Origin of the sequence: Planktothricoides raciborskii GIHE-MW2 (assembly GCF_040564635.1) — a bacterium.
GTDB lineage: Bacteria > Cyanobacteriota > Cyanobacteriia > Cyanobacteriales > Laspinemataceae > Planktothricoides > Planktothricoides raciborskii.
This window is the reverse complement of the sequence record NZ_CP159837.1, coordinates 2,627,620-2,651,205: the sequence shown is the minus strand read 5'-3', so window position 1 is coordinate 2,651,205 and position 23,586 is coordinate 2,627,620. Positions and strand designations below refer to the sequence as shown.

Below are 23,586 nucleotides of genomic sequence, written 5' to 3'. Positions count from 1 at the left end.
AAATCCTCCAATTGAGTAAAAAGACTGGAAGCACCTGGTATTCGCCAATTTTACTTGAATAACTTGAATAATTTTATTATATCCAATATTTTTTTAGTTGTCACCGAAGATTTGGCTGACCCTTTTAATCAGCGATGAAGGAGAGTGTGGCGATCGCCACCCCATTATGGTATGTTCATTCTAGCCACTAACTTTTGACAAAAAACCATGACATTTAGTATTTATCAGGCAAATAAATAACTCTTGAGGAATTTCTGCCGCTCTAATAATTAAAATATTATTAAGAATTTGCGGCTTTGGCGCCACAGTTTTTTGGATTGGTGGATTGCCATTAATCATGTTTTTTCTACTGATGTAATTGTCAATCATATTATGCCAATCACATTACTCAAGGATATCAGCATCAGCCATCATCGGGTTCAAGAGATGGCAAAACCGAGCGTAAACCAGATTAAATTAAGTTAGATTTTCCTGGGTTAAGCTTGGGAAATCAGTGGAGCTTTATTTATATCATTTTAATGACTAATGACTAGATTTGAGGCAATGTAAAATAAAATGTGGAACCTTGACCGAGTTGGGATTCAACCCAAATGCGACCTTGGTGCCGTTCCACAATCTTGTGACAAACCGCCAGACCAATCCCAGTTCCGGGATATTCATTGCGAGTATGTAAGCGCTGAAAAATTAAGAATATCCGCTCATTGTTTTGGGGATCAATGCCAATTCCATTATCTTCGATCGCAAATAACCAATGATTTTGCCAAGGCTTTGCCGCAATTTTAATTATGGGTCTAACTTCTGGTTGTCGGTATTTAATGGCGTTGCTGATTAAGTTCTGAAATAGTTGGATGAGTTGGGTTTCATCCCCTAAGACTGTGGGCAAACATGGACAGCTAGGGTCGATAAATATTTCCGCCGAGGCTTGCCGAATAGCGACTTTCAGATGTGCGATCGCCTGTTCAAAAATTTCTTGGCAGTTGACGGGCTGAAATTCTTGGCGCCGGGTACTGACTCGCGAATATTTTAGCAAATCATCGATTAAAGTCTGCATTCGTTGAGCGCCATCAACCACATAATGAATATACTTGTCAGCTTTTTCGTCTAATTTTCCTTCATAGCGTTTGGCCAAGAGTTGAGTATAGCTGGCGATCGTCCGCAAGGGTTCCTGTAAATCGTGAGAGGCGACATAAGCAAACTGTTCGAGTTCCGCGTTGGACTGTTCTAGCTGTTTCGCTCGTTCGGCTAATTTTTCTTCTAATTCTTTGCGATCGCTGATATCAATGCAGCAACCAATATAACCGGCCAAATTTCCAGCGGGAGTTTTCCGGGCCACTCCCGTATTCAGCAGCCATCGGTATTCCCCATCACTTCGGCGCAAGCGATACAAGAGTCGAAAGGCCTCCTCCTGCTCGATCGCCCTGAGATATTCCTGTAAACAATGGTCAAAATCCTCTGGATGCATCTGGTTCATCCAACCTTGACCTTGTTCTTGTTCGAGGGTGCGTCCGGTGAACTGCAACCAAGTCTGATTAAAAAAGGTATAGTTGCCATAAGGGTCGGCTAACCAAATCAAGACCGGGGCAGTATCCGCCAGAGTGCGGAAGCGTTCCTCGCTTTCCGCTAAAGCATCAATCGCCTGTTTGCGATCGGTGATATCCCGGTAAATCCCCAAAAAGGCGATGATTTCTCCCGTAGCATCTTGAATGGCATCGGTGCGGAGAAAAATTTGTCGGACAATCCCCCGATAGCTCAACATTTCTACTTCCCCTTGCCAAGAACCTTCTTGGAAGATGGTACTAAAGACTTCCAGGGCGATATCCGGATCTCGATAGAGGATGGGCAGCCCACCGACGGTGGCTAGTTCCGCAGCAGAGAAGCCAAATAATTGGATAAATGCTGGATTGTGATAAGTGGATCGCCCATGACAGTCCGTAATCGCGATCGCATCTGAGGCACTTTCCACCGCTTTACTTAAAAGGAGTAACTGTTCCTGCGATCGCTTGCGTTCGGTAATATCTTCAATAGTCGCCACCAACTGAAGGGCTTTCTCCTGTGGATCTCTAACTAGGGCAACTCGAATCGTGGCGATGATTTCGCTGCCATCTTTGCGAATCAAAGTATATTCTTTTTGCGACTGAGACAGATTGCTTTCTGAGAATATGTTGATCCAAGTTTGAAACCGGGAGCGATCGCACTCGGGAACCAGATCCCCCAACGACATTTTTCTTAAATCCAAAGCAAAATAGCCCAACATCTCACATAACGCCGGATTCACGCTCTTAAAGTCGCCATTGAGATCGCAGGTGGCAATACCAATGGGGGCTGTGGCTAAAGTCCGAATCAATTGTTGTTCGCTTTGGCGCAATTTTTCCTGGCTTTCTTTGAGGGCGGCTTCTCCTTGGATCCGTTCTGTAATATTGCGAGCCACCGCCAAAACTGCGGTGAGAATTCCCGCCTCATTGCGTAGGGGAACTAAAGAAAAATGCAGCCATATGGGTTGACATTTAAGATCCAGTTTTTCTTCTAAGGTAATCTGGGTTTTTGATCGCAAAACTTGGTAAATTTTATTGGCAAGTTCCGCCGCTAAAGGACGGGGAAAAATTTCTTGCACCGATTTGCCGATTAATTTTTCTGGATCGCTGCCTAATTTATGAGCGGCAAAGGTATTCACATAATTAATCGATGTATCCCGATTAAAAATAAAAATCATATCTTGGGATGTTTCCGTGAGAGTGCGATAGCGTTCTTCCGACTCTTTGAGCGATCGCTGGACTTCCGCTTTGTCGCTGACATCCCTTACCATTGTTAAGACTTCATGGTCGTCAATTGCCGCCACTCTAGCTTCATAATCATAGAGACTGTTTTCGCCATTTTCTCCCGGCAAAACTAGCTGATATTCAAACACTTGAACTTTTTTAGTTTCCAAGGCTTTAGCGATCGCTGCCATTTGTTCTTTCGCTAAAAAATAAGGCAGAATTTCCTGGCAATTTTTGCCAATATAATCCGATAAATTATGATAAAACTTCGTGGCGCTATTTTCGCTACATTCCAGATAAGTTCCATCTTTACTCATGCGACATAACATATCTGGAATAGTCTCGAACATCGCTTGATTTTGCGCCCAGGATATTCGCAACATCTCTTCTGCTTTGCGGCGTTCGGTGACATTCGTATAAGTACAAATTAAGCCAATAATATGACCGGGGTAATTTTCAATAGTATCCGCTTTCAGGGCAATCTGCATCACTTTCCCGGTCTGCGACTGCATTGTCACTTCCCCTTGCCAAGACTGACCATTTCTCACGCATTTCAGCACTTCTTCCGCCAGCTTTTTGTCAGTAAAAAGGGGAGAAATTAAGGGACTGTGCCGTAAAATATTTGATAAAAATTTAGGATAATTGCTTGAGGTAAATACCTCAATATCTGGCGATGGATTTAACTGATTAATTTCCTGGCAATCTTTATATTCAAATAGCTGACCAAAGGCAGGATTTTGATACACCACTTCTCCGGTTCGGTTCGCGATCGCGATCGCATCCGAAGCACTTTCAATCGCTTGTTGCATCCACAATAGGCGATCGAATGCTTGTTTTTGCTCGGTGACATCTCGCAAAGAACTTAAATAGGCAATACTATCTCTTTTGTCTTGCTCTTGGCCAACTTTTAAGCTACTTTTTTCCTCCCCAGTCATGGGTTCGATTAAACAATTTTGAGTATAAGTTTCCACCTGAGTCCAGGGAATTTCTACCACCTGCATTTGGGCGATCGCCACTTGCAGATTCGGCAATAAAATTTCTAACTCCGTGATTTCATGGGTAATAATTGGTCGCCCTAACCATTTGCCGATTAAATCTTTTTTAGGCCGCCCAAAAATCGCCGCTCCTGCTGTATTAATAAACAATATATTACCCACTTTATCTAAAATCATCAATCCATCAGCATTCGTATTAATTATCAAATTTAATCGTTCTTGGTTCTCTTGCAATGCTTTCTCTAGGCGGTGTTTATTAGCCACCTCTTTTTTGATTTCTTTATTTAAAATTTCCCAAGAAATAATTAAATTTTTCTTGGAAATATCTAGATTCACATCTTCGGCGTTTCTGATTAACCAATCGAGATTTTCAAAGTATATCTGAATATGTGACTCAATGGTTTTCTGAGCATATTCAGATAAGGAATTTTCCGCCAATTCCCCCACCGGGCGATCGGCAAGCGGATGGCTAATTTTCCGAGCAATGGTAAAAATCCAATCCACTGAGTTAGTAGAACCCCATAAAGGCAACCAGCAAACTTCATACCATTGATGCACAAATTTATTTTTCTGTGATTTATTTTTCTGTAATTTTCTAGCTTCTCCTGACTTAGGTTGTTCCAGGGGAAACAAGAATTTATCTTCAACGGTTTTCCCCGTTTGCACAACTGCCGCTAAGTTGTCTTCCCAGAACTTCTTCAATTTTTCGGGGATATTTAGCTCTTTATTGGTTTTGCCGATTACTTGTTTATTCTCTAAATTTAGCGCTTCTTTCATCGCTGAGTTGATATAAATATATCGGTAGTTTTTATCAAATACCGCCACCGCATCGGCGAAATTTTCTAAACTAGGTTTTACTGATATTTTTTGATCGGCTTGGGTGAGAGTAGCGGATACTTCTGGAATATAGTTAAAAACTGTTTGACCAAACCAAATCCACTCCCAAGGAACTGTAGCGGAATTTTTTACACCATGAATCGTCCAAAATATCTCGACTTTTGAGCCATTTTTACAGATAATCGAGTGAATAAACTTAGCGGTGGAATGCTCCGTGGTGCCATTAACTAATGTTTCCTCTTTGGTAAAAAGACTTTGATACCATTGCCAATCCCCTAATTCCTGAAAATTATTCCCGGTGTCTAAGACCGTTAAGATACTTTTTTCCTGTAAATCCTTCGCTTCATAGCCGGATAATTCCAGAAATGTCTGACTAAATCGGCGAATCTTGCCTTCGGCATCCAAATATAAAATTACATCTTGAGTCATTTGCATCAATTCATCCAAAAAAATCGCATGAGATTGATGCTCTAGATGAAAGTTAGTCACATCTTGGCAAATCAAACATTTGTAAGATTCTTTGTCAGATTCATTGTCTCCCAACTGGATAACAACGGGAATTATTTTAAACCAGAAGCACTGGTTATTTTTTGAGCAAATTTGACCTAAGCAATCTGGCTTTACGTACTGGTTTAATTCATAATTTTTTGCTATTGTATCTTGTATATTATGTTGTTTTATATTATAATTTAGCCAATTAATTAACTGATTTTTTTTAGAAAAGTTAGGCCAATATATTAAAGAAAAAATATCCGTCTGCTTTAACTCTTCAACCGTGTAGCCTAGTTGATAAATTTCCGCCGAATTCACGGCAATAATATTGCCAAATCGATCCAAGAGAAAGCAAGGAAAAGGCAGATGATCGTATCGCTGATTAAATTCGGCTGTTAAGGCGGCTAAGTTGGCCATTTCTTTCCCCATATGCGCTTTTTTTGGCTGATTTTTCGCGGATTTATATTTATAGTTGCTCTGGTCATTAGCCATAATATGCTTACCGATAAGAAACTATTTAAGGTTCAACAAAGGTTCAATAAATGTTCAACAGCAGTTGAAATTGTAGATTTAAGCAATCTATCAACAGCGACTACGAGTTAATCCGAACTCATTATCTATAATATCTGGTTAACAACCAATTTCCAGAAAATTTTGTGGTTAAGTTGTTTGAATCTCGGTGGTTGTCCGGCCAAAAAATTGCTTTGGCGATCGCCTCATCCTACAATAGATCGATTCAACTCCGGAAACCCTAGGTAATAGCCAATGAATGCCGTATTTGCCGATTAACCGATGATTGGCAAAATTTGGCCTACAATATTATCCTGAGACTTTCTCAGTCAATTGCTGATTTTTTTACAAAAATTAACAATAATCCTCTTTTTCACGGTATAAACCAGAAGGAACGCAAATGGGATGTATGACAACTCCGTTGACTTAGCCCGACAACTCAGACAAAAAGCGAGAGAAATATTAAGGATCGCCCAGCAACTCGAACAACAAGCTAAACAACAATCAGACAAAACCGGAAAAAATGTGACAGCAAACCATTTCTCTCCTGGTTATTCTGAGTCCTTGGGTACATAATCACGAATTCTATCAGAGGCAGGTCAGTTTCCTAAAAATACAGAGATGGCTAGATTTCAAAATAGCCAAATTTTATTATCTAGAAATAAGTATCAAACCTGCCATATTCGTTTGCCTGGGTCTGATGAACGTTACCCTGCGGTCTTGGTGGGTCAGGATTATTTTAGTTTGGTTAGAGTATTTTCAGATATTAAGCATATTTTAGCCGCAAAAGCTAAGTTAGAGTGGAATGGCGATCGCACGGTGGTTACTCAAATTATTCAACGGTGTCGCCGAGCAATTCCTAATTTTCCCCAATCTTTTCTCAGTGAATATAAAAGTACCCAATTGTTAGCCAGTCTCCTGAGTGAATATCCGAGTCAGGAGAATTAGAGGGGTTTGGGGGGCTTCTCGTATTCTTGTGGGAGGCAGGGGAGCTAAAAAACCCGCATTTACGCGGGTTTACTTCTGATAGCCACGGGTTTTAAGTCGTGACTATCAAGTGACTATCAAGTGACTATCAAGTGACTATCAAGTGACTATCAAGTGACTATCAAGTGACTATCAAGTGACTATCAAGTGACTATAAATAAGAGCACCAATCACTCCAGCTACCGACGTAGAGTTTAGCGTCGGCAATGCCAGCCATTTCTAAAGATAAAAGGTTGACGCAAGCCGTTACCCCAGAACCACAGTAGACGATGATTTCTTTGGCGGCTTCGATTTCAGTCCAGCGTTGCCGTTGTTCCGAGGCGGGTTTGGCTTTGGCTTCAGGGTCGGTGACATCTTGCCAGCAGTAGTTGACCGCACCAGGAATATGTCCGGCAATGGGATCGATGGGTTCGACTTTGCCTAGATAGCGATCGCGCTCCCGGGAATCCACCAAGGCGACTTCTGGTAAATCTTTGCGGGCTTTTACGGTGTCGATATCCACCACCATTTCCGGCTTTAGCTGGGGAATAAAGTTGCCCGGTGTCACTGTCGGAACTGCTTGACTGACGGGATAGCCCCCTGCTTGCCAGCCTTTCCAGCCGCCGTCTAATACCACCACCCGGTCATGTCCCATGTAGCGCAACAGCCACCACAAACGAGAGGCAAAGGCAAATCGCGAATCATCATAGGCCACTACCAGGGTTTTTTGGGATGTCACCCCTATGCTGGATAGTTTGGCTGCGAGTTGATCCGGATTGGGTAGAGGATGCCGTCCCCCATGTTGCTGTACCGCTGAGGCTAAGTCGCGATCGAGGCTGAGATAATGAGCGCCGGGAATATGACCCGCTTGGTATTGTTGCTCCCCCAGGTTGGGATCTGCCAGAGAAAACCGACAGTCGGCGATCGCGAGTTCAATATTTTCTTTGGCACTATCTGCCAAATGCTCCGAAAGCCATTGCGCCGAAACAATAAAACTATTGTCCATTATTAGATGATTCTTTGGTTGATTCAAACATTTATTTTATCCCAGGAGCGCTTGGCAACGGATTGGCAACGGATGGGGCTTGGCAACGGATTGGCAACGGATGGGGCTTGGCAACGGATTGGGGGTTATTTTATTTTTGGATAGCGATCGCTCGGCAATTGCTAATTAGTTATTGGTTTTAAATACATCGTAATAGTAATTAAGTTTAAATACATCGTAATAGTAAACTGAGGGTGTAGGGTGTGTTAGGCTGGCAATTAACTTGAGGGAATCAGAAACCGGGTTTCTGTGTACTGTTCCTGAAACAAAAAAATGACAACTACTCCTTTTCTGGTCGCCCTTGTCCTCGCTGGGGGCAAGAGTTCTCGCATGGGACGAGACAAAGCCTTAATCCTGTGGGATGGTCAACCAATGTTACAACGGGTTGTCGGGGCGATTCGCCAGTTGCCTTTACTGTCATCGGTTTATATCCTCACTCCCAGGCCCGATCTCTATCAAGGCTCAATTACCGGAGATGTTCAATGGCTGCTAGAATCTAGTCCGGGCAATGGCCCGTTAATTGCCTTATCCCAAGGATTTGCTCAAATCGAGGCGGAGTGGATTTTGCTGCTGGCTTGCGATATGCCCCAATTAGACAGTGGTATCCTGCACCAGTGGAGTCAAAAACTATCGACTCTACCGCCGGAAATTTTAGCTTTGGTTCCCCAGTCGGCAGAAAGATGGGAACCGATGTGTGGATTTTACCGCAAAGAAGCGGAGAAAGCCTTAGAGGTATTTATTCAAGCTGGGGGGCGATCGCTTCAAGGTTGGCTCAAACAAATTCCCGTCAGTTCAATTCCCGTAGATCGAGCCGCCCGCCTTATGTTAAAAAATTGTAATAAACCGGAAGACTTGGCCAAAGACCAGACCGATATCGCGGAAAATTTCCGCCACAACATCGGGCAAAAGTTATGATTTCTTGAATTAATGGAATTGCGATCGCCCCGAAGCCATTCGGGATTGCTTCGGCAGAGGGCAGCGAACATAAATCATCCAACCATCCTAAAATCGCAAGTATTTCTCTGTCCAAGACAAGACACAAGGAAAAAATCTCCACCTAAATCACTCCAGGACCTAGCAACACAAAGGCAGTCCATCACAATATCCATGACAAGAATTTTGGAAACATTTAAGGATTCGTGCTTATAATTTGTACAGGAATCTTTAGGTTCTGCAACAGGTTCTTAATGAACCAATACAAACACAAGAGTGAAAACCGTTTAATCATGGCTCGGATACTTGTCATCGACGATGACCAGGCAATCTCAGAATTAGTGGCTGTCAACCTAGAGATGGCAGGATATGAAGTCGATCAAGCGGAAGATGGCATCAAGGGACAAGCGTTAGCTCTCCAGATTATGCCAGACTTGATCGTTCTCGATCTGATGCTACCTAGGGTCGATGGATTTACTGTATGTCAACGTCTCCGCCGAGATGAACGTACAGGAAATATTCCCGTGTTAATGTTGACGGCTTTAGGTCAAACTCAGGATAAAGTGGAAGGCTTCAATGCGGGTGCTGATGACTACTTAACTAAACCCTTTGAAGTAGAAGAACTGTTGGCCAGGGTTCGGGCACTGTTGCGAAGAACCGATCGCATCCCAGAAGCAGCCAAACACGCTGAAATCCTGAGTTACGGCCCATTAACCTTAGTTCCCGAAAGATTTGAAGCTATCTGGTTTAGCAAAACCGTTAAGCTGACTCACTTGGAGTTTGAACTGCTACATTGCCTCTTACAACGGCATGGTCAAACCGTCTCTCCCAGTGAAATTCTCAAAGAAGTGTGGGGCTACGACCCCGATGATGATATTGAAACCATCCGGGTTCATGTCCGCCATTTGAGAACCAAGCTGGAGAAAGATCCTCGCCATCCTCGCTATATTAAGACTGTGTACGGCGCTGGCTATTGTTTGGAACTACCCAATAGCAATCCAGCGACTCCAAATGCACAAGTTGGATAGGGGCATCCGAGAATTCCAAGCGAGGAAGATCGATAGTGATTCAACAGACCACTGCGGGTTAATCAAAATTCAACAGTCAGCTAAAAATTTTGCAGTACCCATACAGTTAATCATCAAGACAGCTAAGGGTTTTGTTGCCCGGGCTGTCTTGATCGTTTAATCGCCTGGGTTAATCGCCTGGGTTAATCGCCAAGGAGACGGTGGTTACAGTCCTGTGGCTTTAACGGTAGAATCCGGCTGTCCTAGTTCTTGATACCCCAAGGACATATAGTGAAAACTTAGTGCCGCCCGACCAGCATATCGCCCTCTGGCTCAAACTGTTGGGCAGCGCTTTGCCAAGCGGAAATGGCCGCCGCCAAATTGCAAGGAACCTTAATGGGATAGGAATCCCTAACCAACAAAAATAGGATCCATTTGGTTTAAGGATTAGCTGTGACAAAAGTAGCGTTAATTTGAATCCAGGTAATTAATGAGGGAATTGTTCCGGTGGCATATATCAAGGCTACATTGCCATTAGGGTAAAAATCTACTCGACAGGGATAATAAGTGTAATCGTAATACCCCCAACACATTGACATTATATTACTGCTGGGACGACAACTTGAGGGTAATACTAAAATAGTATTATTAGTTCCAGAAGTTCTAATTACTAATCCTCTTATAACAACTAAACTCGAAAACTTATTAACTTGTAAAAACCAGGATGAACTATAATTATCCCATCCTGTATTAAAAGTAACAGAAATTTCACTTATTCCTACTTGTAAATTAGTTCGTGCCGCTGATACGGTACTTGCCCCGGTGCCGCCATTCGCGATCGCAGCTATCCCAGTAATATTGGCAGCATTTCCAGGGATATTCCCAGAAATTTGAGCGCCCGTGTGAGTATGCGATGCGGCGGCAGCGGTACTCGCCCCAGTGCCGCCACCTAAAATCCCCAAAGGCTGACTAAGAGTTAGAGAATTGACCTGTAAATTCCCTTGCGGATTAATTTCATCGTGTGAGTGTTCTATGGCTGCGTACCTTTCCTCGTGGTTATGACTTCTAAACCCTTCTTCGAGAGCCCTGATCGCTTCTGGGGAAATATTATGGGGATTGCTTGCCGCCACGTGAGATGCAAGGTCAGCGGCAGCTATGTCTTTTGCTTCCTGAACTGCCTCATCGGTAAATGTCCTTTCTTGCTCGAAAGTCTCTTTCGGGACAAACGTTAAGTTAGCTTGAGATTTCAGCAAATAAGGGTCTAGCGCAATGCTTAAAGCGTTTGAGTCAGCGATCGCCACGTCAAAGTCTGAAAGTTTTAAGTAAATTTGCGATGCGTCGTCAGACTTTAAATATTGATTGTGGGCATTTTCGTTGACAACATGATCTGCAAGGCTTATTTGAACTCTTGAGTTAATGTATTCACCCAAATTGTTATCAAGGTAGGCTGCATCTCCGAAAATTCCGGTTAAGGATTCTCGGAGCTTGCTAAAAAAATTTGTCTCATACTCTACGTTGTACCAGAAAATCTCAATTGTCGCGTCCATCAACCAATGAGTAAAATCAATAATTAGACAAGTTTGTTGAGCATTTAAGTCTGGCCAAATACAGAGGGTGTATGAATTCAATATGCATTGTTTTCGCTCTTCAACCCTAATTAAATTAATTGCATCAGGGTCTAAAATTTTCGTGGATTCTGGACTTGAGTAAGAGGCATACTGGACCGTACAACCAAGACGCCAATGGTTTGGGGCGGAATTAATAGAACATCCAACTAAAAAAACAAATCCCCGACACCCTATTATTTTTCTAGGGATTTTAAATTGCCATCTTTTATCAGAATTTTTAGGTACAGTAGAAGCAGTAAAATAATTATGGTATAAACGATTAGAGGAAAGATTTGATTCAATTTCATTGGGTGTTATAAGTCCGCCCATAAAACCCTTATTTTCTGGTTTACTGACAATTAATTATCTAACAAAGTATCTAATTCCCAGTGCATTTGCGTGCTCAATCATTTCAGGATTCGGAGTCATTCGCAATTCCTTGTTTCCTCGTGAACCAACGGGATGGACTTTTAAACTTGGAGTAACAAAAGCATAAATATTTTCTAAATATTTTCTAAGAGGCGCTACTGTCAATTCAAAGTCCAAGGCAAAAGGGTCAGGAATGGCGCGATCGATAATGTGGCTGTACATCAATAACAAGTTTGAAATGTCACTCAAAGAGAATGGCAAATTCAACAAAAAGTTTGTTGAAACACCAACCGTTCACCGAATTCTTGAGTATTGGCTGAACCGTGCTTACCTGCTACTGCCTGATGGATCCTTGCAAAAACTCAACGGAAAAGCACTTTATGCCGCTCGTGGTGCAACTATGCGAAAGGTGGCTGCGATGATTTACTCGGAATTGCTGAAGGAATTGTCTGATTAGGATTAACCATAAAACGCCACTGCTGTTTCAAGTGGCGTTTTATAATTTATCAATTATACCCCCGCACTGAGGAATGACTCCCGGCACTCCATTTGTCAGGTTATTTATTCTATCAGCCTGAATTTGACACTAAATATGGGGATTATGCCTCAGTCTGGCAAAAAATAAATGATTGTGAATCTTGGTCTAGGATGAGTAAGAAGATGAGTGAAACACCGAGACTCACCCGATCTGGAGGATTGTGGTTGAGTCTGTCACCTAAAAGTCATTATTAATATTTGGAGAAATTTTTGATCTATGACAACGATTCTTGGTAATCTCGACCCTAACGAAATTATCGGCACGAACCTAGCGAATACGATTCAGGGCCTGGATGGAAATGATACCCTCAGAGGACTCTTAGGGGATGATCTGCTTAATGGCAACCGAGGCAATGATTTGCTGTTTGGGGGCGAAGGAAACGATCTCCTCTACGGGGGTAGAGACGATGACACCTTATTTGGGGACGACGGAAATGACACCTTGTTTGGTGATTTAGGGAATGATTTACTCCAAGGGAATGCGGGAGACGATTTTCTGTTTGGTCTAGATGGTGATGACATCCTCCGGGGTGGCAATGGCAGTGATAATCTATCCGGGGGAGAAGGAGATGACACCCTATATGGGGATATTGGCGATGATTTTGTCAATGGCAACCAAGGGAATGATGAAATTCTTGGGGGTGATGGTTCAGATACTTTGCGCGGAGGTCAAGGGGATGACATCTTGATTGGTGGATTTGGTGATGACTTTCTTTGGGGGGACAGAGGGAACGATACTTTAACCGGGGGGACTGGGAGCGATCGCTTTGTCTTGCAATCACTGGGACGAACCTTAATCACAGACTACGACGATACCGAAGATTTTCTGGTGATTGATGAAAACGATATTAGTTTTGACGATCTCACATGGGCATCTGCCACCACCATTAGTCGAGATAACAGCTTGGTTGAAAGTACCGTTTTCTCCTTAAAAAGCACCGGAAAAGTCATTGCCATCCTCGAAGGAGTTTCCTCCAGGGTAATTGATGTTAATGATTTTCTCACCATTAATGGTCAACCCGTGACCAGCAGTGGTAGTGGCACGAATAACACTCAAACCCCAACGAACACCGGGAATACTAATCAGCAAGAAGATATCAACGATTTAACTGAAGCTGAGGATTTGGGGACTCTCAACGGAACTCTAACCATTGACAATGGTTCTCTGAGTGATTCTAATATCGCCGATATCTATCGATTTAGACTTGAATCCGATGCCACTTTTAGAGCGGTGATGAATAACTTAAGTGCCAATGCGGATATTCAACTAATTCAAGACGACGGTAATGGCATAATTGAAGAGGCTGATATTCGCAAATCTTCTGAGAACACTGGCACCCTTGCCGAAAGAGTTGAAGATCCTTTAACAGCGGGAGTTTACTATGTCCGAGTTTTACGAGTCGAAGGGGATACAACTTATGATTTGACTTTGACGGTTTAGAATATATCTCCCAATTTTCCCAATTTAATTAGCGGATAAATTACCGGGAAATAATCGGGTAAATAATATTTACCTAAATATTGACCTAAGATTTACCTTTGATTGTTAGCCATTGGCATTTTCAATTAGAGACGTTCAATCTGAACGTCTCTAATTGACTGAAAATTAGACTGAATTTTTTCAGAACATGATGCTGTAATAATCATCGGTAGGTTCGGGAGGATAAACCACCCCAGTTCTAAGAAAATTCAAATACTATTTCTCCGCATTATTGTCCAATAAATTAGAGGGCGTTTGGCCAGCTTCCAATAATAATTCATTGGCTTCTTCTTTTGAGAATTTAGCCAGCAGAGATTGTAAGCTGCCTCGATATATATATGGCCATCCACCGGCATTCTCTATGTCTCTTAATAAGTTATAAAGAGCTTGACGATTCTCTGGTAAACATTCTTGAAAAACCCCATCTCTAATTTCTTTGTGCAGATTTTCCAGTAGGCGCAAAAGAGATAATATTGCTTCAATATCTCCGGCATTTTCTTTGGCTAATTTTCTGATTCTTGTGGCCACTTTATCCCACTTATGGTTAAACTTTTCCCAGTGCAGTTTCTCCATATCAGTCATAATATAAATCCTCCTATAGCTTGATTTTTTTGTCAAATTCAGCTATTACCACTAAGTTTTAAATAGCTAATTTCAATCAGTTCACATGAACCGTAAAGTCACAGAAAAATCTGGTAAAAATATCTCTACAAATATTTTCTACAAATATTCTCTCCAAATATATTTAGGTTCTATTTAGGTTCGGTGAGCCATTATCCTCAAAGTCCGATGATGGATTTTCGTTGTCCCCAGGTCAGGCTGCGATCGCCTGAAAAACCCTGCTTCAACAAAATTTTCCGTCACAATCCGGGTTGATCCCGGAAAAAAATGCCTAGATTCCTAGATGCCTACGATTGTCGTGACATATATCAGACAAAGCACAAACAAATATAACACAGCTTAAGCGGGGTATATCGCCGTCGGCGCATTAATGGAATCGCGATCGCCTTTGAGAAAACTGCCCAGTCTCTAAAATTTCATCACTTTCACGATCGGTGGTAAATTGAGACAATCAAAATAGACAAGATACTCCATCAGATAGAATGTTGCCGGTTTTTCGGTAAAATGCTGTAGGGAATCTTGAAAGCGATAAAAGTTAAGTCACTCTGGGCAACCGGGCAGCTTTTCAACTGGGATCGCTGCTCCGAGAAAAATCAGGACATCTTTTCTGGTGACAATTGTCCCTACAAGGTGGCCGATGATTCATCCATTCGGGAAGGCTCTGCGCTCTCTGTCTGGCGCTAGGGTTGTGGATAGCTCGCGGGCGTTCATTTAGCTGGAAAATTCTCTGAAAAGCCCTTCTGGGTGCCGTTAAGATTGTTATATTTTTGAGATTGAGGTTGAACATGAGGTATCGCGCTGTAATTGCTGCACTTCTAGCACTGTGTTTAGGTGTGTTAACTGCTTGTAGTGAAGGTCCGACCGTCAGTAAGGATCAACTGACTTATGAAGATATTGTCAATACTGGACTTGCCAATAATTGTCCTGAGTTACCAGAAACCGCTCGCGGTTCCATTTTTCTTGATCCTAACCAGTCATATATCCTCACCGATTTGTGTTTACAGCCCAAAGAATTCTTCGTTGAGGAAGAAACGAATAAGCGCAAACAAGAGTCTGAATTTGTCCCCAGTAAATTGTTGACTCGCTACACCACCAGTCTGACCCAAATCAGCGGCCCGTTGAGCATCAACGAAGATCGCAGCCTCACCTTCTATGAAGAGGATGGGATCGATTTTCAGCCAACCACGGTGGTGCTTCCCGGCGGTGAGGAAGTTCCTTTCCTGTTCACGATTAAAAAACTCGTGGCCACCAGCCAGCCTGGAATAGACACTATTAACACTTCTACCGACTTTGAAGGCAAATTCTCTGTTCCTTCTTATCGCTCTTCGGCCTTTTTGGATCCCAAGGGTCGCGGTGAAGCTACCGGCTACGATAATGCAGTCGCAATTCCGGCAGCCGCAGATAAAGAAGAAATTGCCCGCAGCAATATCAAGCGTGCCCTGGGTGGTAGTGGGGAAATTTCTTTGAAAATCGCCAAGGTTGATGGTCGCACTGGTGAAATTGCCGGTATCTTTATCAGCGAACAAGATTCTGATACGGACTTAGGCGCTAAAGATGCTGTGAAAGTGAAGATTATTGGTCAGTTTTACGGTCGGGTTGAACCCAACGCTTAATTGAGTTTGGCTACCTTTCTGGGATAAAAACCCGGAGATAGGTTGTCTTTCCTGCTGCATCAAATGTTTTTCTAATTTACTGCCATTCAATTGGCATTGTTATAGATTGCAGGGGGGCTGTGGATGTATGGGGGCCGCGTATTTCTCGGAATGGAAAAACGAGAAATGCCTGGAGACCTTCGATCGCATCTGTAGCTTCCCTGCAATTGTCATTAAATTGGCTAAACATTGGCGAATTTGAACGGATTAACCACAGGAAATTAATAAACCCGTAATAAAATTTCAAATTCCGTGCCTTCTCCTGGCTGCGATCGCATCAGAAATTCCCCTCCATGTTTGGCGGTGATAATCCAATAAGAGACGGATAAACTGGTTTCTTTTTCCACGCGGCGATGATTGCCAGAAAACGAAGCATAGAGTTGCGCCAACTTCTCGGAAGACATCCCCGCTCCATTATCTTTAATTTTAATCGACACCCAGCGATCGTCAAGTCGATCCGGCATTTCCCCCGATCTAGAGATAATAGTAGTGGTAATATAAATCTGAGACTTGGATAAGGTTTGCACCGGGTTTAAATAGTCGGTTTCGCTAAATTCTTGATCGAATTTCTGATTCACCTCTTGATTAATCAGTCCATCAATGGCATAACCCAGAATATTGATAAAAACTTGATTCAGTTGTCCGATATAGCAAGAAACTGGAGGTATGTAACCATAATTTTTGACGATTTTTACTTCTCCACTTAACCGACTTTTCAGTAGTAACAGCACACTATCAATGGCCGCGTGCAAATCAGCCGGTTTGGGATAAACTTCATCCATATGGCAAAAATTTTGTAAGCTACTAGCTATATTTTTTAAACGTTCGGCGCCATTTTTGATACTATCTAAGGCTCTGGGTAAATCCTGCTTTAAAAAATTGAATTCAATTTCTTCCTGGAGGGCGGCAATTTCTTCTGGTACATTGGGCAGGAATTGCTCATAAGCCCCCATCAACTCAATTAAACTTTGAGTATAGTCGGTGACATAAGTTAAATTTCCCCAAATAAAACCTACGGGATCTAATATTTCATGGGCAACGCCATCTACTAAACGACCTAAACTGGCCATTTTCTCCGTTTGAATCATAAGGGTTTGTAAGTTTTCAAACCGTAACTGCGTTTCAATGCCGCGAATTTGCCAATAGGCAATATTTAACTCACTAATATTTAATAAGTTGTAGGCACCGGATTGCATTTTGACGACAATGGGTTCTGATAATAGTTGAGGCGATCGCCGCAAGGCTAAACGCGCTGCGGATAAAATAGAGGTTGTATCGCTCAAAATTAATAAGTCAGTGCGGGCATAACTGTAGATTAACTGCACCGGGGCATTTAAAAAGAGATCGATCGCTCGCGGTCGGATTAAATATTCTAATAATCTTTGGCGAGAAATCATGCCAAAAAAATCCCCATTTTCGACTAAAATCGCTCCGGGTAGGAGGGGATGTTTCTCAAATATCTCCGTAATTTGATAACAGAGGGTATTGATTTCTACCTGAAACGAATATAAAGGCAAATCTCTGAGGAGGGAAGAAATCCCTAAGTCGCGATCGCCTAACTCGTTTAAAATCGGTGGTGATAATTCAGACTCAGATTTTTTAGCCACAACAAAACTCAGATGCGGGGACAAATTGACATAGACAGGCTACTTAAAAATAATTCAGGGTTTTTTTGAGGAATTCAGGTTTAAGGGTTTCAGGACAGACATTTGGCGAGGTCATGCCTAAGTCCTGTGGAAAAAACGACTAATCAAACCACCAATCACAGGGAAAAATCTGGTCTAATTTGGCGATGGCATTTCAATTGCCGAATTGGGAGACTGCGATCGGGATGGTTTTGCACAAATCTGATCTAGCTTAACACGCGATCGACAGAGCGCCACCCCACGGCAAGACTCCAGAAACCGGGTTTCTGGAGTCAGCCTTTGCCACCCCACCCAGAAACCGGGTTTCTTTAGACTACCTTTGCCACCAACCAAGTAGGGGCGAATGGCCATTCGCCCCTACAGAGAAACCCGGTTTCTTGCCCCGGTTTCTCGCCACCCCACGGCAGGACCCCTGAAACCAGCACCCCAGAAACCGGGTAATTAACGTCAACCTCGGCCACCAATCAGGGCGAAGCATTCGGATTAAAAGTTTTCTGTTTATTCCATAAATTGTCGCCCGAATGCTTCGCCCCTACACCCCACGGGAAGACCCAAGAAACCAGAGACCCCAGAAACCGGGTTTCTCTCGTCAACCTTTGCCACCTCACCCAGAAACCGGGTTTCTTTAGACTACCTTTGCCACCAACCAAGTAGGGGCGAATGGCCATTCGCCCCTACAGAGAAACCCGGTTTCTCGCCCCGGTTTCTCGCCACCCCACGGCAAGACCCAAGAAATCAGTTTCTTGAAGAAACCTGGTTTTTCTGGTTTCTGAGGCTAAAATAGGGGAATACATCCTCAGATTACTGACTATGTATTGGCAATTAGAAACCTTGTCAATACATATATGCGGGGAAAAATCTGATAAAAAAAAGGACAAGGCAACAGCCAAGTCCTTTTTTTTAGTAGGTAGGGCGGGTGGGCTTTTACCCACCTTACCCTTAGAGTCCGTGGGTAAGTCCAACTCCGGTAAATTTTTTCGCCAACTGCCGGAATGTGTGTTATAATCCCGAACATATATCACCTCTGATGCTTTAATCTCTAATTCCGCAAGCTTTAAAACCAAAGTGTTGAGCAACAAAGCGTTGAGTAACAAAGCGTTGAGCAATTTTAAAGTGCAATAACCAAGACTCGGAGCGAGTTTAAGTTTTTGCGGCCTTGAGGCTTACCATGCCCTCGGTTGCTCCTAATCACCTCTGATGCCGTCAGGCGTTAAACACTCCTCTGGGATGTTGATTCTTTCTCTGAGTTAATCCACTTTGATGCCGTCCGGCGCTGAGATGAACATTAGGAGACATATAGATATGGCATTTTTTTCAAAAAATACGATGTTTTATAGTGCAATAGGCGAAATTGAGCCTTTCGTGGAACTGAGTTTCCCGGTGAGAGGGCGATCGCTTCCTGCGGATCACGGATATGGACTCTATGCTGCCTTGGTTCACCAATGCGAGGCTTTTCACGAACAAGAACAGCTTCAAATTCTGACTATTCCAGGAATTCCCGATCGCGCAGGCAAGATTTTGCTGACCCAGCAATCTCATTTGCGGATTCGAGTCCCCCTGAGTCAAATTCCCCTCGTATATGCGATCGCAGGTAAAAAAATTCGGATTGGCATTCATCCCGTAGACATTGGCATTCCGGCAGTTTCCCTCTTGCGACCCGTCTCCACCCTGAAAGCGCGAATTGTGGTGCTCAAAGGATATAGTGAACCCGATGTTTTTTTAGCCGCTGCACAACGTCAGCTTGATGCTTTGGAAATTAGCGGTCAAGTTTCTATCCCTTTACAACGTGACGGCAAATTTAGTCGAAAAACCATAAAAATTAAACGGCATCAGATAGTGGGTTTTACCACCAAAATCAGTAATTTAAGCAATGAAGACTCTTTAAAATTGCAACAATTCGGTTTAGGGGGTCGCCGAAAAATGGGTGCAGGAATTTTTGTCCCTTCTGATATGTAGGGGTCAACAGCCTTTGACCCCTACATGGGAAATATTCCCTCTTTCATTAGCATCCTATGCATCCTATGCATAGGATGCATCCTCTTCCCAGTTCCCAGTTCCCCGTTCCCTATTCTCTAATGAAATCTAAAGAATTTAAAAGACTATTAGCAAAATCTCTGCCTCTATCAAAAAAAGAGGAAGATTTACATCCAATGGCTAAAGGCGCCGCCACTTATACCGGACATATTCAAGCGGTGATGAATTCCGCTGATGTGTTATTAGAAAAGTTAGGCGCAACCATCCTGAATCAATTAGGTTTACCAGAAATAGACCGAGAGTATTTTCACAATACAGTCCGGTTGGGGGCTTATCTCCATGACTGGGGCAAAGCCAATCAACATTTTCAGGAAATGGTTTATTTGAAATCTCTCGATCCGAAATTACTGGATGAAAAAAATCGTCAATATAGAAAGAAAATAGAGAAATCAAGTAAAGAACATATCGATCGCCAAATGATTCGCCATGAAATTATTAGTGGAATTTTAGCCCTTGGCGTTCCCAGCATTAGACAATGGTTAGAAAAAGCGCCCAATACGGATTTAATTGCAGCGGTTTGGGCAGCAATGGGACATCATTTAAAAATTGGTCTGAATAAATATAAGCAACCAAACGGCTGTATTACCGAACTGATTCCGGGAACAGGAGAAAAATTAGAAATTTATACTCACCATTCTGATTTTAGCACTATTTTAAAAATGGGTAAACAGTTAGGGTTGCCTGCTGAGTTACCAAAATTGCCAGAGGAAACTTGGACAAAATCTCAAATTCAGGAACAACTAACCAGACTTAAGCGAGAATTTATTGATATTGAAGAATCTATAAAAGAGCAAAAAGACTGGCAAAGACAAAAATTTATTGCCGCAGTAAAAGCCACGGTGATGGCGGCTGACTTAGCCGGTTCTGCATTACCTGCCAAGGGATATGAGATTAAAGACTGGATCGCACAAGTTTTAGACTTAGTATTATCCGAAACAGAGATTTCTCAGTTATTAGAACAACGGCTAAAAGGACAAATGCTGCGTCCTTTTCAACAACAAATTGCCACAACCAAAAACCGCGTAACTTTAGTCAAAGCTGGCTGTGGAACGGGTAAAACTGTGGCGGCTTATGCTTGGGGTAAAAAATGGGCAATAGGGCGAAAATTATTTTTTGGCTATCCCACCACGGGCACCGCATCTCAGGGTTATTTAGATTATGCCGCTGAAACGGAAATCGAAGCCCAGTTAATGCATTCTCGTGCAGAAATTGATTTAGAAGAAATATTATTTTCTCGCGAGTCTGAGAACGAACCAAATGAACATGATGCCGAGGGAATTAATTCTCGGCTGGCAGCATTCGCTGCATGGGAAGCCAAGTTAATCGTTTGTACCGTTGATTCTGTATTGGGGCTAATTCAAAATAACCGCAAACCTTTGTATTCTTGGCCAGCAATTTGTCAATCAGCTTTTGTGTTTGATGAGGTTCACGCTTATGACGATCGCCTATTTGGGGCATTGCTGCGATTTTTGCAGACATTTACCGGCGCACCAATTTTATTAATGAGTGCCAGTTTTACCGAGGGGCAATTAGCGGCTATTCAGCAAGTTATGGATGAATTACAGGAGGAAATCCAAATCATCGAGGGACCGCAAAATTTAGAAACGATTCCTCGGTATCAACTCCAGAAAATTCAGGAAATGCCGCAAATTTGGCCAAGAGTTATCGAAACTTTGGCTAACCCGCAAAAAGCAGCCAAAATTCTCTGGGTGACGAACTCGGTACAAAGTTGTATTGATTTATATGGTCAGGCAAAAAAACAATTGACTGAACATTTGCCGAATTTGCCAATTCAACCGCTGATTTATCACAGTCGCTATCGCTATAAAGAGCGTTTGGAAAGACATAAAGAGGTAGTGGAGGCATTTAAAGGAGATTCTCCAGTTTTGGCTATTACCACGCAAGTTTGCGAGATGTCTTTAGATTTAAGTGCGGATTTACTAATATCTGCGATCGCCCCTGCTGCTGCCTTAATTCAACGCTTGGGACGACTCAACCGCTATGTTGTCATTGATGAAATTGACAATGTGCGTCTAATGTCCGGCGGTATTTGCCCAGCCATTATTTATGATTGGGAAAATGTAAAACCTTATAAAAAAATAGAACTTGCCACAGGGAAAAAATTACTGGAAAATTTGGCTGGTTTAGCAATTTCTCAAGCTGATTTAGCCCAAGTTGCTGCTACCCTTGACTCTACCCAACCAACCCCCGTAGAGTCTAAATGGTTACACGGTCATTGGTGTAATCATTCAGATTTTTTGCGCGATGCTGGTTATACCATCACCGTATTACTTGAACAGGATATAGCCAAAATTAAATATGCCGCAAATAAGCGTAAGGATAAATCATTTATGAAAGAAGCACAACGTTGGTCAGTTCCCATCCGAATTATGTCCGAATTTAGAACTTGGCGACGAATTGGATTTTATCCAGTTTGTCCAAAAGATGTCATTAATTACAGTGAATCAACGGGGGCAGAAGAACCATGAAAATAGAATTAGATTTAGGCAATCCTAATTTTACTTTATTGCACCGGGCAGGTTTAGCGGGTTTGTGGATGAGTTTACGGCAATTGGGCAGAGAAACTCAGGTAGAAAATCGTCCCGGTGGCTTGGATTGGCAATGCGATCGCCGTCGAGTGATTTTATCTTGGAACGGCAATGATTTAGAGGTAATGAATTGGTTATTGCAAGAGTCATTTCAGTTAAAAGATGGGGTGATTTGCCTGCGAGGTTTGGACAGCAAAACAATGGATATTCAAAATCAGATGATTTTGCACCAAGGAATTTTAGGCACGTTCTTACAGCACAATAAAACTCACACAAAATTAGGCAATGAACAAAAATCATTTCAACTTGATGAAGAACATCCCCCTCTGGTGGTACAATATAAATCATTGAGTGGTTATGTGTATCAAGAATTTGCTAAAAATTTGTGCGATCGAGAGGGAAACTTATCAAAAGAACCGCTAAAGGTGCCAGGGTGGTTAAATCCTGGGGCGGTGGTACGGCATACGGCATTTTCTGGGCAGACTAGCTTTGAAGAACCCCCAGAGTTTGCTTTGGTTTTGCTGTTTGCTTGCGTGGGTTGTTGTTATTATATTCTGCGATCGCAATTACGGGATAAACGCGCCCAATATGCTTTGGTAATTCCTGAAGTTCGGGATTTAGAAACCTATGCCAAATATCGTCAACAGTCTAAGTTAAGATTGCAAGGATATCAAGATTTTTATGCTTGTGGATTGGGGGATGCGGGTTTAAGGTTTTTAACCGCTGAAACCACGATAAATATTACCGAAACTTATGGGGTTTCCAGTTGTCAGGTGGTGACATTAGGGACGGTTTCTTGGTCTGCCCAGCAAAAAACTCGTACTGATTTATATTTAGTGAAAGCAGATGACGAAATTTGCCAAGTTTATCAAGATTGTCAGAGTTATTTTCGCGATCGCATTGTCAAGGGAAAAAATGACACCAGTTTTATTGCTCGCAGTTTTGCCAGAGAGATTATTACCGAAAATTTGGTAAAATCTCAGCCTTGGTATTTAGGCTTATCCGACTATGTAAATAGTAATGAGTCATTCCAAAAATTAACCTATGAACGAGAGGGACTATATAAAATGGTGCAAAAGTTAAAACCAGAAACAAAACGATTATTCGTGCAAGCTTGTCACGAATGCCTTTATTTCACTTATGGCAAAGCAAGAGGAAAGTTCAAAGATAAAAAAAATAATGAACTGACTCTTGAAGAAAAAAAAATAATCGAAAGTAATATTAATCGAGAGAATGTAAAAATTAGAACCAGTTTGACTCGGTGTCGCAATGCAGAAAGTTTTCGAGAGTTCATGGTAAAATTTTGGGCACGGGCAGGAAACATTCCTACTTTACGAGAACATTGGAATGAATTTATCGACATGATGACCGGACAAGCTAATTGGAAGGAAACTCGAGATTTGGCTTTGCTGGCATTAGCAAGTTATAAGAGACCGCAAATATTTCAGCAAAATGATAACGATGAAAATCAGGAAGATATCCCAGAATATGATCCGCCAGATATTTTAGATTTGTAAATTAATTTAAGGTAGGGTGTGTGAGGCGGCGAC

19 protein-coding genes are annotated in these 23,586 nt (G+C 42.4%); 11 read left to right on the top strand and 8 right to left on the bottom strand.

Translation table 11 applies throughout. The features are described 5' to 3' along the window. Positions 1–529: 529 nt before the first annotated feature. Positions 530–5,572 carry a PAS domain S-box protein gene (locus tag ABWT76_RS11180; RefSeq protein ID WP_354636105.1) on the bottom strand — a complete coding sequence of 1,681 codons (5,043 nt, stop codon included), beginning with the start codon at positions 5,570–5,572 and terminating at the stop codon, positions 530–532. Positions 5,573–5,995: 423 nt separating this feature from the next. Between ABWT76_RS11180 and ABWT76_RS11175 the strand changes: the two genes are divergently transcribed. Together ABWT76_RS11175 and ABWT76_RS11170 are read left to right on the top strand one after the other, a co-directional pair. Next, entirely contained in the window at positions 5,996–6,166 is a 171-nt protein-coding gene (locus tag ABWT76_RS11175) for a hypothetical protein (protein WP_156331501.1), read from the top strand. 45 nt (positions 6,167–6,211) lie between these two features. Further along, positions 6,212–6,538: a hypothetical protein gene (locus ABWT76_RS11170; RefSeq protein ID WP_054464662.1), complete on the top strand. Its 327-nt coding sequence runs from the start codon at positions 6,212–6,214 to the stop codon at positions 6,536–6,538. A gap of 190 nt (positions 6,539–6,728) precedes the next feature. Here ABWT76_RS11170 and ABWT76_RS11165 read toward each other — a convergent pair whose 3' ends face one another. Further along, the gene (locus ABWT76_RS11165) at positions 6,729–7,565 is read right to left on the bottom strand and encodes a sulfurtransferase (protein ID WP_054464718.1); all 837 of its coding nucleotides are present in this window, start codon (positions 7,563–7,565) and stop codon (positions 6,729–6,731) included. A 15-nt stretch (positions 7,566–7,580) separates the two neighbouring features. Here ABWT76_RS11165 and ABWT76_RS11160 point away from each other — a divergent pair, with 15 nt between their 5' ends. The 3 genes from ABWT76_RS11160 to ABWT76_RS11150 all read left to right on the top strand — a co-directional run bounded on the left by ABWT76_RS11160 (position 7,581) and on the right by ABWT76_RS11150 (position 9,562). Continuing rightward, a complete protein-coding gene (locus ABWT76_RS11160; protein ID WP_255353137.1) occupies positions 7,581–7,706 on the top strand; it encodes a hypothetical protein in 126 nt (41 codons plus the stop codon). Positions 7,707–7,874: 168 nt separating this feature from the next. Next, positions 7,875–8,516 (top strand): molybdenum cofactor guanylyltransferase, encoded by a 642-nt coding sequence (locus ABWT76_RS11155; protein ID WP_054464661.1) that lies wholly within the window; start codon positions 7,875–7,877, stop codon positions 8,514–8,516. A 311-nt stretch (positions 8,517–8,827) separates the two neighbouring features. Continuing rightward, positions 8,828–9,562 carry a response regulator transcription factor gene (locus ABWT76_RS11150; protein ID WP_054464717.1) on the top strand — a complete coding sequence of 245 codons (735 nt, stop codon included), beginning with the start codon at positions 8,828–8,830 and terminating at the stop codon, positions 9,560–9,562. Positions 9,563–9,981: 419 nt separating this feature from the next. Here the strand turns inward: ABWT76_RS11150 and ABWT76_RS11145 are convergent, their stop codons facing one another. Then, positions 9,982–11,169: a hypothetical protein gene (locus tag ABWT76_RS11145; protein ID WP_156331500.1), complete on the bottom strand. Its 1,188-nt coding sequence runs from the start codon at positions 11,167–11,169 to the stop codon at positions 9,982–9,984. Positions 11,170–11,511: 342 nt separating this feature from the next. Then, positions 11,512–11,766, bottom strand: coding sequence for a hypothetical protein (locus tag ABWT76_RS11140; RefSeq protein ID WP_156331499.1), 255 nt, complete (start codon positions 11,764–11,766; stop codon positions 11,512–11,514). On the opposite strand from ABWT76_RS11140, the gene ABWT76_RS11135 reads away from it, so the two are divergent. Continuing rightward, positions 11,756–11,974 carry a hypothetical protein gene (locus tag ABWT76_RS11135; protein ID WP_156331498.1) on the top strand — a complete coding sequence of 73 codons (219 nt, stop codon included), beginning with the start codon at positions 11,756–11,758 and terminating at the stop codon, positions 11,972–11,974. The genes ABWT76_RS11140 and ABWT76_RS11135 overlap by 11 nt on opposite strands. A 297-nt stretch (positions 11,975–12,271) precedes the next feature. Beyond that, positions 12,272–13,495 carry a calcium-binding protein gene (locus ABWT76_RS11130; RefSeq protein ID WP_054464658.1) on the top strand — a complete coding sequence of 408 codons (1,224 nt, stop codon included), beginning with the start codon at positions 12,272–12,274 and terminating at the stop codon, positions 13,493–13,495. A gap of 255 nt (positions 13,496–13,750) precedes the next feature. Here the strand turns inward: ABWT76_RS11130 and ABWT76_RS11125 are convergent, their stop codons facing one another. Next, positions 13,751–14,116: a hypothetical protein gene (locus ABWT76_RS11125; protein ID WP_054464657.1), complete on the bottom strand. Its 366-nt coding sequence runs from the start codon at positions 14,114–14,116 to the stop codon at positions 13,751–13,753. An 824-nt stretch (positions 14,117–14,940) separates the two neighbouring features. Here ABWT76_RS11125 and ABWT76_RS11120 point away from each other — a divergent pair. Continuing rightward, a complete protein-coding gene (locus tag ABWT76_RS11120) occupies positions 14,941–15,768 on the top strand; it encodes a photosystem II manganese-stabilizing polypeptide (protein ID WP_054464656.1) in 828 nt (275 codons plus the stop codon). A gap of 260 nt (positions 15,769–16,028) precedes the next feature. Here ABWT76_RS11120 and ABWT76_RS11115 read toward each other — a convergent pair whose 3' ends face one another. From ABWT76_RS11115 to ABWT76_RS11105, 3 genes are all read right to left on the bottom strand, one after another. Beyond that, positions 16,029–17,414, bottom strand: a complete 1,386-nt coding sequence (locus tag ABWT76_RS11115; protein WP_354636104.1) for an ATP-binding protein — start codon at positions 17,412–17,414, stop codon at positions 16,029–16,031. Positions 17,415–17,588: 174 nt separating this feature from the next. Then, on the bottom strand, positions 17,589–17,804 hold the full coding sequence (locus ABWT76_RS11110; RefSeq protein WP_190878345.1) for a hypothetical protein: 216 nt from the start codon (positions 17,802–17,804) through the stop codon (positions 17,589–17,591). A gap of 323 nt (positions 17,805–18,127) precedes the next feature. Next, on the bottom strand, positions 18,128–18,559 hold the full coding sequence (locus ABWT76_RS11105) for a hypothetical protein (RefSeq protein ID WP_190878343.1): 432 nt from the start codon (positions 18,557–18,559) through the stop codon (positions 18,128–18,130). Between the two features lie 196 nt (positions 18,560–18,755). Between ABWT76_RS11105 and cas6 the strand changes: the two genes are divergently transcribed. The 3 genes from cas6 (at position 18,756) to cas8a1 (ending at position 23,553) form a co-directional block, all read left to right on the top strand. Further along, a complete protein-coding gene (gene cas6, locus ABWT76_RS11100; protein WP_242049893.1) occupies positions 18,756–19,409 on the top strand; it encodes a type I-MYXAN CRISPR-associated protein Cas6/Cmx6 in 654 nt (217 codons plus the stop codon). 119 nt (positions 19,410–19,528) lie between these two features. Further along, positions 19,529–21,976, top strand: a complete 2,448-nt coding sequence (cas3, locus tag ABWT76_RS11095; protein WP_354636103.1) for a CRISPR-associated helicase Cas3' — start codon at positions 19,529–19,531, stop codon at positions 21,974–21,976. Further along, entirely contained in the window at positions 21,973–23,553 is a 1,581-nt protein-coding gene (gene cas8a1, locus ABWT76_RS11090; RefSeq protein ID WP_354636102.1) for a type I-MYXAN CRISPR-associated Cas8a1/Cmx1, read from the top strand. Before cas3 ends, cas8a1 begins: the two co-directional genes overlap by 4 nt. The last annotated feature ends 33 nt before the right edge of the window (positions 23,554–23,586 follow it).

What these genes read in the sequence shown, in the direction of transcription:
- ABWT76_RS11110 (WP_190878345.1), bottom strand. Translation starts at nt 17,804, where the DNA reads ATGGCCATTCGCCCCTACTTGGTTGGTGGCAAAGGTAGTCTAAAGAAA.
- ABWT76_RS11150 (WP_054464717.1), top strand. Translation starts at nt 8,828, where the DNA reads ATGGCTCGGATACTTGTCATCGACGATGACCAGGCAATCTCAGAATTA.
- cas3 (WP_354636103.1), top strand. Translation starts at nt 19,529, where the DNA reads ATGAAATCTAAAGAATTTAAAAGACTATTAGCAAAATCTCTGCCTCTA.
- ABWT76_RS11130 (WP_054464658.1), top strand. Translation starts at nt 12,272, where the DNA reads ATGACAACGATTCTTGGTAATCTCGACCCTAACGAAATTATCGGCACG.
- ABWT76_RS11155 (WP_054464661.1), top strand. Translation starts at nt 7,875, where the DNA reads ATGACAACTACTCCTTTTCTGGTCGCCCTTGTCCTCGCTGGGGGCAAG.
- ABWT76_RS11170 (WP_054464662.1), top strand. Translation starts at nt 6,212, where the DNA reads ATGGCTAGATTTCAAAATAGCCAAATTTTATTATCTAGAAATAAGTAT.
- ABWT76_RS11175 (WP_156331501.1), top strand. Translation starts at nt 5,996, where the DNA reads ATGTATGACAACTCCGTTGACTTAGCCCGACAACTCAGACAAAAAGCG.
- cas8a1 (WP_354636102.1), top strand. Translation starts at nt 21,973, where the DNA reads ATGAAAATAGAATTAGATTTAGGCAATCCTAATTTTACTTTATTGCAC.
- cas6 (WP_242049893.1), top strand. Translation starts at nt 18,756, where the DNA reads ATGGCATTTTTTTCAAAAAATACGATGTTTTATAGTGCAATAGGCGAA.
- ABWT76_RS11135 (WP_156331498.1), top strand. Translation starts at nt 11,756, where the DNA reads ATGTCACTCAAAGAGAATGGCAAATTCAACAAAAAGTTTGTTGAAACA.
- ABWT76_RS11180 (WP_354636105.1), bottom strand. Translation starts at nt 5,572, where the DNA reads ATGGCTAATGACCAGAGCAACTATAAATATAAATCCGCGAAAAATCAG.
- ABWT76_RS11125 (WP_054464657.1), bottom strand. Translation starts at nt 14,116, where the DNA reads ATGACTGATATGGAGAAACTGCACTGGGAAAAGTTTAACCATAAGTGG.
- ABWT76_RS11120 (WP_054464656.1), top strand. Translation starts at nt 14,941, where the DNA reads ATGAGGTATCGCGCTGTAATTGCTGCACTTCTAGCACTGTGTTTAGGT.